Source organism: uncultured Gimesia sp. (genome assembly GCF_963976445.1).
Lineage (GTDB): Bacteria > Planctomycetota > Planctomycetia > Planctomycetales > Planctomycetaceae > Gimesia.
The window spans coordinates 130,220-141,667 of sequence record NZ_CAXBKP010000019.1; the positions used below are offsets into that span (position 1 = coordinate 130,220).

The following is an 11,448-nucleotide window of genomic DNA, read 5'->3' on the forward strand; positions in this document are numbered from 1 at the left end:
TGATACGCGTACTTTAGTGAAATTTGTCTTGAAAACCCTTCTGTCGTACCTGCGTACGATGACAATCGGCCGAAAATTTATAATGCCAACGGAGTAGAAAACTAATTTGTCAAAGAGCTTATCGCGCAGCTGAATAAATTGACCCTACAGGAGCAATCGCTGTAGTTCATCGTCGGACAAATATGAAATTTCTTCAGATAAATCAGAATGCAATAATAGTCCTGTAGATCTCGATGACGCTGCGTAGACGCAGCCACCAGACGTGGCTGGATCAAGTTCTGTCAACGAACAAGAGCAATACTCATCACCGCTCCAACTAACGGTTGCTCCCATTAAGACCATTGTGTTCAAAATCTCTTCCACTGTCTGACGCCATATAATATCCGATGGCCAAGTTTTTATCCAAACAGGTAACATGAGGAAATTCCCCTCATCAGCCTCAATTTTTTGAATCTGAAATTCCGCATCAATATTCTTTAATAGATCACCGAGAGAAGAAATCTCATCTGGGAGTTTTGCTTGACCCCAATAGCCATAAAAATTGATACCGGAAACCTCAATATGGCCATCCTCAGCGGCCCAAAATATTCCTAGTTCATCGGTAGTTTTCATCTGAGCCCCCAATTGATCATTTGTTGCGGTGTAGGTGTAACTGTAGTCACAAGATCCCCAGCATTGATTTTACCGCGTGGTTCTTTGGCTACAAACACAACAACGTCCTTGCCATCGATTTTTCCATAGAAGCCTTTTACTGCGTGATTACCTTGTTTCATTACATGGTCGAATGTCTTGATAGGATTTTCTAGAATATCAATTATAGCTTTACGTACTGCTTCACGAAAAGCTTTCGTCCCTTGTCTACCAGCAATCACCCCAAAATCAGATAAATGTCTTCCTGCGTGGTCAACTCGCCCGATATTCTTAACTGCATCTTTCCCCTCGCCTTTAACAAAGCTAATGTTCTTCTTGGGCTTCGGGGGCACACAGTTACTTTTCCCAGAAGGATCCAGACTAATATTTTCATCAAATTGATTGATATTTCTAAGTTCTCTTTCAATTTGATCCGCCAAATCCTGGGATTGAACGTCGTCTGTCCTCCTGCGTAATTTTTTATATAAGTCTACCAGCTTATCAATGGTCAGCTCTTTAGTTCTGCCTAGTATTCGAGCTACAACCTTAGTCGCTCCACCACATAAGACGAACGAAAACTTGATGGCAATTCCACCGACACATACCATTCCCAGTTCGATGGCAAGTTCTTTAGCAACAAAAAGGCCAAATTCTTTGGTCGCATTTGGGAAATCAATTTCAAATGCTTCGCGACATGTTCTGTCTGGATTAAGTTTTGTGGGAAAACATCCCGAGCTTAAATTCGGAACATCTATAATTCGATCATAGAATTCCTCTGAACCTCCGCGTGGCGATTGAGGAGGACGCGCGGGTTTCCGTTTTGGGGATCCTGGAGTTAACCAGGGTTTATTGATGGGAAGTCCTGTAGTACCATTACATTCAAAGCCATTTTTTTTGAACCATTTCCCCCAATCTCTCCAGTCAGTAACTTCGTCATTACGAACTGCGAGAATGATTCTTGAACGCGAGGCACAATAATATCTTCCATCGCCTCGTGGCTGAGGATCCGGAACATCCCAGATTAGATTATGGTCGTCAGTTACTAATCCTCCCACAGTCCCATTCAGTTGCCTGTGGTCTGCATTATAAACTTGATAGAGTATGACACCTCCATGATTTTCAAACTTGAAATGCGCACTATCATCTAACCCACTTGGATCGGTCAATGTTGCGGCATTGTTACCGACATAGCGATACAAGTTCACATCCCCGGCGTCGAAGCCGATGGGATCTTCTGATTTGAAGCGGCCTTGGTTGGAATCGTAGAAGCGGTTGCGGAGGCTGTAGAGGCCGCTTTCCGGGTCGCGGTAATAACCTTGTTTACCGACCCATTGGTACGGGTTCACAGTGGTACCGGTGCTGCTTTTGACTTTGCCGAAGACGCTGTAGAGATAACTGTCGGTGACGGTCTCTGTTTCATCCGTCAACTCACGAGTACTGCCCAGTGGATCGAAGTGATAGAAGCTGCTCTCTGCATCCCGGGTCTGGCTGATCAGATTCCCGTACGCTTTAGGCATCACTGTATACTCGGCATCTACCGTGCCAACTTCATCCTGTTCCAGAATGATATTCTGGTCGTCCCACAGGTAAGAGGTGAATTCCAGGTCCGTTTCTTTCGTCAACCGGTATTCATCGCTCTTCTTATTAACAGGAGCATACGTGTAAGTCACCAGATCGCCGTTGGGACTTTCAATTTCCGCCAGTTGGTTTTCGTAGGTCCAGGTGTAAGTCGTGATGTCGCTGGCCGGATCTTCAATTGACGTCTGGTTGCCGTTTTTATCGTAGGTATAGGTTGTAATACCCGTCGATTTTTCCGATGCCTGCAGCCGATTTGCGGCGTCATAGACGCTGGTGGTGATCGTGGAGTCAGCATTTTCCACCAAGCGATTGCCAACCGGATCGTACACAAACGTTGTCAGTGTCGTTCCCAGTGAATCGGTAGAACGTTCGGAGAGAACCTGTGCGGTCAAGTCGTAAGTCCAGGTCGTCACGTCCCCATCCAGATTCACGCGCTGTGTCCGATTCCCGGCTCCGTTGTACGTATCGGCAAAGGAAGAGAAGGGCGTGTTCCCCGACGTAAAGTGCGTGATCTGCGTTTCCCGACCTGCGGTGTCATAGGCCATACTGGTGCGGGTGCCGTTTGCCAGTTGCTTGCGAATCGCGCGACCAGTCACCTCTTTCTTTCAGATCTCCTTTTACTTTCCGATTTTCATTCTCTATGCTCAATTAGTTTTTTACCTAATTCTTCTGCATCAAATGGCTGGCTTGTATCAAAATTCCTCAATGCTTCTAAGAATTCAGCTGGTGGTAAGTATGAATGTTCTTCTATATAATGAAGTATCATATCCGGTGATGCGAATACGATTTTTTGCTCTCGTGAAGGAATCCTGAGTTCTGTGCAACCTAGGTGACGCATTCCGCCAATTTTGCACCTGATCTTTGGATACGCTTTACACAAATTACAGGGGTGTTGCCCTCTTATTCGAGCAACATGGACATTGATCCCCTTTGGTATGCAGCAGATCAAGTCTCGTAATTTCTTAATCAGAGCGTTGTCTATCGTCCCAACTGGGAACGAGTGATTACAATCCAGCCAGCCGATAGTAAGAAGTTTTTCAAATTCACAGTCATCAGCGAAATCGTACCAATATTTAATGTCGGTCCCCCTCTTTAAAGGGGAAAGATCCTCAGAATACATTTTTAAAACTCCTTTGTGCAAGCTGCCCAAACACAATTTCCCATGCCAGGCTCTAATAACTTACTAAGTTTAGTGGGATTATACACAGTAGTTGAGTTTTTAAGGATACAGAGTGGCGATCCTTCTGGATGTCCAGGTGCGAAAAGAGTATAATCAGGGATTTTAGCACCTTCTAAGTAGGTAGCCATTCCTTCTAAATTATTCATTATTAAACGTCGAACTTCTGGGTCATCGTGATATTTAGCAGCATAGAGAAGTTTTTCCCAGTGCTCTCCTTCCATATATAACCCTGTTATATCTTGTAAATAAATATCTTTTCGTGGTAGTGTAATCGAAGTTCCTTTGGGGACGGTAGTGTCAGGGCATTTTAGGTATTTGCCATGACCGGTAAATGCACGTCCAGATCCACCTCGTAAAACAGCTCCAGCTTGTTTATGGCCTCCAGTAGTTCCCAGCCCACGCGTCGTCATCTGTAAAGGGGTTCTACAGCTCTGTTGAACTGTCTGACACACTAACCTTCTTCCAGTACTAGTGGCAACCTTGAAAGTGCTTCCAACAGCTCCTGTTACTGTCTCAGCAGTAGTCGCAAGATCACAGGCATCCAGCGTCATCTGCTGTCTGCCAAGACCTATTTTTGTGCCATACCAAGTTACGGGATCAATCTCCCCTCCACACCGATCAAATTGCTTTGCAAGTTGTTCCTCTCTGGCTGCAATCTCTATTGATTGTATGACGCTTTCTTTTTTCGGAATGAATACTGGGACAAAAAATGATCCAAATCTTTCCCAAAAACCATAAGAATTAACTTCTTCTAACTGCTTACACTGATCTGAAGTTAACACATAGCGGTAACCATCTACGTCCCAGACTCTGGGCAATATTCCACTAGTCGGACCGGCTGCCCCTTTCACGATTGTATATTTTCCAGACCAGCCTCGTCTTCTTTTGCTGCAGCTGTCATTGCAGGCCTCAGCAATTGTCCATCCAGGTAGCTTTTTTGTTTTAATTCTAGATATTATGTTACTATGTTTTCTACCAACGATCCTGGTCCCTTCGCATTCACATATGAGTTCGAGGTACTTGTCGATATAAGCGAGTTCAACCTCCCACTTGTTTGGTTTCCTGATATGACCTTGTAGTCCACTCGGATCAGTATCCGTAGCGGCGTTATTACCGACATAACGATAGAGGTTACTGTCGCCAGCATCGAAGCCAATCGGATCTTCCGATTTGAAACGGCCTTCCCCGGCACCATAGAAGCGGTTGCGCAGGCTGTAGAGGCCGCTTTCGGCATCATGGTAATAACCTTCCTGGCCGACCCATTGATACGGGTTCACGGTGGTGCCGGTGCTGCTTTTGACTTTGCCGAAGACGCTGTAGAGATAGCTGTCGGTGACGGTCTCTGTTTCATCCGTCAACTCACGAGTACTGCCCAGCGGGTCGAAGTGATAGAAGCTGCTTTCCGCATCCCGGGTCTGACTGATCAGATTCCCGTACGCCTGCGGCATGACCGTGTATTCGGCGTCGACTGTGCCGACCTCATCCTGTTCCAGAATGATATTCTGGTCGTCCCACAGGTAAGATGTGAATTCTAAATCTGTTTCTTTGGAGAGGCGGAGTTCATCACTCTTCCGATTGACGGGCGCGTAGGTATAAGTCACCAGATCGCCGTTGGGACTTTCGATTTCCGCCAGCTGGTTTTCGTAGGTCCAGGTATAAGTCGTGATGTCGCTCGCCGGTTCTTCAATCGACGTCTGATTGCCGTTTTTGTCATACGTGTAGGTGGTGATGCCCGCCGTCGCTTCTGAAGTCTGCAGCCGATTGGCGGCGTCGTAGACACTGGTCGTAATCGTGGAATCGTTGTTTTCAACGAGCCGGTTACCGACGGCGTCATAAGCAAACGTGGTAATGGTTGTTCCCAGCGAATCGGTATACCGTTCGGAAAGGACTTGCGCGGTGGAATCGTAAGTCCAGGTCGTGACGTCCCCGTCCAGGTTGATACGCTGAATTCGATTGCCGGCAGCGTTATACGTATCGGCAAAAGAGGAGAAGGCCGTGTTGCCCGAAGTAAAGTGCGTGATCTGCGTTTCCCGACCGGCGGCGTCATAGACCATACTGGTGCGGGTGCCGTTTGCCAGTTGTGTGCGAATCGCGCGGCCGGCGGCGTCATAAGTGAAGGTGGTCTGTTCGGACTGTTCATTCACTAATGTGGTCAGGTTACCCCGGCCATCGTAAGTATACGTGGTGGTGCCGGTAGAGATGTCGCGCGTGGCACGCTGACCGATGGCATCGTAGACCCAGGTGACGATCTTACCGGTCGGCCAGGCTACACTCTGCACCTGATTCACGGCGTCATAAGTCCGCGTAAAGGCGCCCGCGCTACTGTTAATGACCAGCGGATTGCTGACCGCGTCGTAAGTCCAGGTGATCCGTGTGCCGTCGGGATAATGACGCTGTGTAACTCGACCGGCGGCATCATAAACATAGGTTGTCCGGGCGCTTTCCTGATCAATGCGGACGGTATTTTGTCCCGCCGCGTCAAAGACCATGGTTAAACGATCCAGCAGCGGATTGATTCTGGCAATTTCCCGACCGGCGGCATCGTACTGGAATGAGGTGCGGTTGTTACGGGCATCCTGGAACGCAATCATTTGGCCGGCAACATCATAGATACTCGTCGTCCGATCCCCGTTTTCGTTCACTTCAACGATTTCACGTCCTGCAGCATCATATACAGTCGTCGCAATCTCACCCAACGGATTGATGCTGGCGATGGCACGACCTGCCTGATCGTAAACAGTGGTCGTAGTTTCATTCAGTGGATTGGTAACGGCGGTTGCCCGTCCCGCACTATCGTACGTCGTCGTTAAGGTCTCATTCAATGCGTTGGAAGATGCGGTCGCACGACCGGCAGCGTCGTAGACGGTGGTGGTAATCTCATTCAACGGATCGGTGATCGCGATGGACCGGCCGGCGGCGTCGTAAGTCGTGGTGGTGATCTGATTGAGCGCATCGATGGTGCTGACCACTCTCCCCGCGGCATCGAAGACGCTGGTGGTCCGATAGTCTAAGGCGTTGGTCTCGACAGTCTGCTGACCGGCGGCATCATAGACATTCGTGGTGATTTCTCCGTCGGCGTTAATCGTGTTGATCTGCTGGCCGGCCGCGTCATAAGTGGATGTGGTGCGATATCCCAATGGATCGATTTCCGCAATTTCCTGGCCAATAGAATCATACACGGTCGTCGTAATTTCACCCAGCGGATTAATACTGGACGTGGCACGACCGGCAGCATCGTAGACGGTCGTCGTGGTTTCATTCAGTGGATTGATGCTGGCGACGGCTCTACCAGCCACGTCGTAACTGGTGGTGGCGATTTCATTCAGTGGATTGACGTTTGCGGTTTCCCGGCCTGCGGCATCATAGACCATAGTCTTCCGTTCGCCTAAGCCGTTGATAGAGGCGATTTCCCGGCCCGCACCATCATATACGGTGGTCGTCCGCTCGGATTCGGGATTGATGGTGGCGATGGCCTGACCCGCCGCGTCATAGACGGTAGTGGTAATTTCCGACAGCGGGTTGATGCTGGCAATGGTGCGGCCTGTCTGATCGTAGACAGTGGTGGTGATTTCACCCAGAGGGTCAATGCTGGCGATTGTCCGTCCGGCGCTGTCATACGTGGTCGTCGCGATTTCATTTAAGGGGTTAATCAATGAAATCGCCTGGCTGGCGGCGTCGTAGGTTGTGGTGGTGGTTTCGTTCAGGGGATTTGTGACGGAAACCGGCTGGCCTGCGGCATCATAGGCGGTAGTCGTGATCTGGTTTAGTGGATCAATTGAACGAATTTCCTGCCCGGCGGCATCGTAGACACTGGTCGTGCGATCGCCCAGCGAATTAATTTCCACCACAGGCTGACCGGCCGCGTCGTAAATCGTTGTCATCACTTCATCGTTCGCATTGATGGTGTTGACCTGTTGTCCGGCAGCATCATACACAGTGGTGGTGCGATAACCCAGTGGATCGATCTCGGCAATTTCCTGGCCAACGGCATCGTAAACGCTTGTTGTCCGTTCCAGCAACGGGTTCACGCTGGCAATCGCCTGCCCAGCCGCATCGTAGACTGTCGTGTTGATTTCGTTTAGTGGATTGATACTGGCGACCGCTCTACCAGCGGCGTCGTAGGTCGTCGTGGTCGTTTCATTCAGCGGATCGGTATTAGCAACTTCCCGTTCGGCAGCGTCATAGACCATCGTCGTGCGTTCATTCAGTGCATTGATCGAGGCAATTTCGCGTCCGGCACTGTCATAGACGTTGGTGGTTCGCTCGGATTCGGGATTCACGGAGGCGACGGTTTGTCCAGCGGCGTCGTAGACGGTAGTAGTGGTTTCATTGAGCGGATTGGTGCTGGCGATCGCCCGACCGGTGGCATCGTAGACTGTTGTCGCGCGATCCCCCAATGGATTGATATCGGCGATCGTGCGGCCGGCGTTGTCGTAGACGGTAGTGGTAATCTGATTTAATGGATTTGTCGAAGCGACAGCGCGTCCGGCGGCGTCGTAGGTTGTTGTCGTCGTCTGATTCAGCGGATCGATGACCGTGATGGCCTGGCCGGCGGCATTGTAAGTCGTCGTGGTAATCTGCCCCAGTGGATCGATCGAGCGAATCTGGCGACCGGCGTCATCATAGACACTGGTGGTCCGCTGGCCTAAGGCATCGATGGATGCAATCTGCTGCCCGGCAGTATCATAGACGTTGGTCGTAATGTCACCATTGGCATTGATCGTGCTGGTCTGTCTGCTTGCGTCATCGTACGTGGACGTGGTGCGCTGTCCCAGGGGATCGATGGTGGCACTGACCAGTCCGCGCAGGTCATAAATGGTGGTGGTCCGTTCGCCTTCGGGATTGACGTCTGCAGTTTTCTGTCCGGCGGCATCATAGACCTGCGTGCTGCGCTGTCCCAGCGGGTTAATCGTAGCGATCTGTTGCCCGTCATCGTTATAGACGGATGTGGTTATTTCTCCCAAGGGATTGGTTGTGGCGATCCGCCGTCCGTCAGAATCGTAGGTGTTTGTGGTGATATTATTCAGCGGATCGATAGTGGCGGTGGCTCTGCCATTGGCATCGTAGACGGTGGTGATGGTTTCATTCAGTGGGTTTGTAACAGCAACTGCGCGTCCGGCGGCGTCGTAGGTGGTTGTGGTCCGATTGCCCAGGGGATCGATGGTGGCAACCGGTCGGGAGGCATCATCATAGACGGTGGTTGTGCGATCGCCTAAGGGGTTGATGGTCGCGATGGCACGATTATCGTCGTCGTAGACGGTTGTTGTACGATCGCCTAGAGGGTTGATGGTGGCAATGGCCAGATTGTCGTCGTTATAGACATTGGTAGTAATCGCGCCGAGGGGATTGGTAGTGCTGATCTGGCGGCCGAGTACGTCATAGGTATATGAGGTGCGATTTCCCAGTGCGTCGATAGAGGCCGTTAAGAGATTGCTGGAGTTATAGACAGATTGTTGTGTCTCGGAGTCCGGGTTAGTTATAGAAGTCTGGTTGCCGTCGGCGTCGTAGGTATACGATGTTCGATAGCCGGCTGGATTGATGGTGGCGATGACACGTCCGTCATTATCCAGGACATTGGTGGTAATTCGATTCAGGGGGTCGATCGTTGAGATCGGTCTGGCGTCGGTATCGTAAACAGTTGTAGTTCGATACTGCATCGGACTGACTTGAGTGACAGGCAGCCAAAGATTGTTATAAATTGTGGTGGTGACTAAACTGGAAGGAGAGATGGTTCGAATGGGCAAGCCGATACCGTCGTAGACAGTAGTTGAACGCGTTCCCAACGGAGTAACTGTGGCAACCGGTCGTTGATTGGCATCATAAACGGTGGTTGTGATTTGCCCTAAGGGGTTTTGGGATAGTATCCGGTTTCCATCGGCATTGTAGGCAAACGTTGTGCGTTGATTCAGAGGATTGATTTCTGCAATGAGCTGGTTGTTTTTGTTTCGCGTATTTTGCGAAACCAGTCCCAATGGGGTCGTCGTTGCGGCAACTTGATTATATTGGTTATAGGAAAATGTCGTTCTGTTGCCAGAGGGGGGGATTTTCGAAATCTGATTTCCGGCATTGTCATACACATTTGTTTGTCTTAATCCGAGTGGATTGATGGTGCTTGTGAGAAGGCCATTTGAGTCATAAGTAAAAGTGGACCTTGTACCACTGGGATTTTCAATCAGATTGACATTGCCGAGGGAGTCATAGGCAAGTGTTGTACGTGCGCCATTCCAATTTTCCCATCCACTTACCCGGTTATTCGAGTCGTAATTATAACTGGCTACATTTTGCACGCCTGTTTCCAAGCCTGATAAATACGTTTGATTTTGGCTTCCTGTGCGATGTGTGAACGTTGTACGGATTCCGGTGGGAGAAAGCCTGCCAGTTGGGTAGTTATCCTGATAGGGGTATGACCAGAGTTGCCCATTCTTTTCAATGCTGAGAGTGCGGCCAAGATCATCTGAAATGACCGTTGTTCTACGTTGTTCAGGATCTAATACAACTTGAGTTGTGTCATTGGGGTAAGAAACATCGAATACAGATCCGCCTGGTAAAACATATGAATTGATCCGATTCTCTGAGTCATAGGCAAATGTGGTGATATTACCGCCGGGAGCTTGGACAGAAGTAATATTCGAATTGGCATCATACGAAAGAGAATAAATACCTCCCCCAGCAGGTTCGAATGTTTTGAGTTTGCTACCATCTTCATCGTAGGAAAGTTTACTCTCACGATTACTTGTGTCAAAGATGCTTGTGATATTTGGTAGGGTGTCTTCATTGCTATATTGAAATGTGTAAGATTGGTCTTCCGGACCCACCAAAGAATCGGGGACAGAAGCTTCGCCTACCTGCTTACGGATGATTTGCCAGATGGCACCTGCCTGATTGATTTCAATCAAGTACATTTCTTGATTAAAGGTCCATTTGGTTTTTGACACAAGATTTTCAAGAGTCCAGCCACCAGTGGGTGACTCTTTGAGAGTCATGCTGATGCCGTAGGATGATGTATAGTTCCCATTGGCATCTTTGTCATTAAATTCATAAGCCCCACCATCGCCTAACACGATTATCACATTGTCTGTGTTAATTTCCCCCGAACTGGAAGAACTGCTTGATGAGCTACTTTCTACATCAAGAGGGATGAATTGCGCGTCGAAATTGGGGATAAAACAAAAGCCACCAACTCCTTCGATTTGTAATGATGAGAGATAAGAGAATTTTGGCTCAAAATTGTTTTGTCCATTAGTTGGTGGTGAGAATGAACCAGCCAAAGAACCATTTGTTTGAGGGATCAACACTATGCCACTCATTAGCTTTATCCTTGCATTATATCCATTTTGGATTTTCAATTTGTTTCGCGTTTAACGTCTCTACTAAGGTCTCAGCAATCTTTATTTCAATCTATTCATAATTCATAATTCATAACTAACTATGGGACGATCGGAGGATTTTCGGGTGGGAAGACGGGAGGGACAAATTCACATGGGGCATGAGGTGGTCGTGATATGCCTCCTCCGAATCCACCTCCTCCAAATCCGCCTCCTCCCAGGTTGTTGTCACCGACCCATCCACCGATTACAAACGGCTGTCCACCAGGCTGGCCACCGAAACCACCTCCACCACCTGTCGGGCTGTTGATATATCTGAAAACAATCGATCCCGACCATAAAGTCTCGCCAATACTACTACTACTACTACCCGTCATAAGACATTTGACTGAGTATTTTACTACCGATCCTTTGCCCGAATCAGAACTTGTAGTAATTGTTTTACTGCAACCAGTACCTGCAGCAACTCCGTCTATCTCCCAAATTAGATTGCCACACTGTTGTGCAGGATTTGTTGTGGCAACGAGTTTGATTCCTGATTGGTTTTTGGCATTCGCTCGAAAATAGGTGTGTTTTGCATTCGGATAGTTCGCATAGTTTGAACCACCCGAAACGGCACTTACTCCGGTGACAACAGGGCAGCCACCAGGTGAACTCGTGGATGAACTGAGTGATGAGCTTGAGCTTGAGCTTGAGCTTGAGCTTGAGCTTGAGCTTGAGCTTGAGCTTGAGCTT

4 protein-coding genes are annotated in these 11,448 nt (G+C 48.9%); all 4 read right to left on the bottom strand.

The genetic code is table 11. The annotated features are described in order from the left end of the window. Nucleotides 1-144: 144 nt before the first annotated feature. From AAC022_RS19360 to AAC022_RS19375, 4 genes are read right to left on the bottom strand one after another with little or no spacing between them, the layout of a single operon-like run. Nucleotides 145-612 (bottom strand): hypothetical protein, encoded by a 468-nt coding sequence (locus AAC022_RS19360; RefSeq protein ID WP_339733655.1) that lies wholly within the window; start codon nt 610-612, stop codon nt 145-147. Next, a complete protein-coding gene (locus AAC022_RS19365) occupies nt 609-2,804 on the bottom strand; it encodes an RHS repeat-associated core domain-containing protein (protein WP_339733656.1) in 2,196 nt (731 codons plus the stop codon). Before AAC022_RS19365 ends, AAC022_RS19360 begins: the two co-directional genes overlap by 4 nt. A gap of 35 nt (nt 2,805-2,839) precedes the next feature. Then, nucleotides 2,840-3,328, bottom strand: coding sequence for a hypothetical protein (locus AAC022_RS19370; protein ID WP_339733657.1), 489 nt, complete (start codon nt 3,326-3,328; stop codon nt 2,840-2,842). Between the two features lie 2 nt (nt 3,329-3,330). Beyond that, nucleotides 3,331-10,695 (bottom strand): RHS repeat-associated core domain-containing protein, encoded by a 7,365-nt coding sequence (locus AAC022_RS19375; protein WP_339733658.1) that lies wholly within the window; start codon nt 10,693-10,695, stop codon nt 3,331-3,333. Nucleotides 10,696-11,448 lie beyond the last annotated feature (753 nt).

Excerpts from the sequence above, each read along its gene's own strand:
- AAC022_RS19375 (WP_339733658.1), bottom strand. The coding sequence starts at position 10,695 with ATGAGTGGCATAGTGTTGATCCCTCAAACAAATGGTTCTTTGGCTGGT.
- AAC022_RS19360 (WP_339733655.1), bottom strand. The coding sequence starts at position 612 with ATGAAAACTACCGATGAACTAGGAATATTTTGGGCCGCTGAGGATGGC.
- AAC022_RS19370 (WP_339733657.1), bottom strand. The coding sequence starts at position 3,328 with ATGTATTCTGAGGATCTTTCCCCTTTAAAGAGGGGGACCGACATTAAA.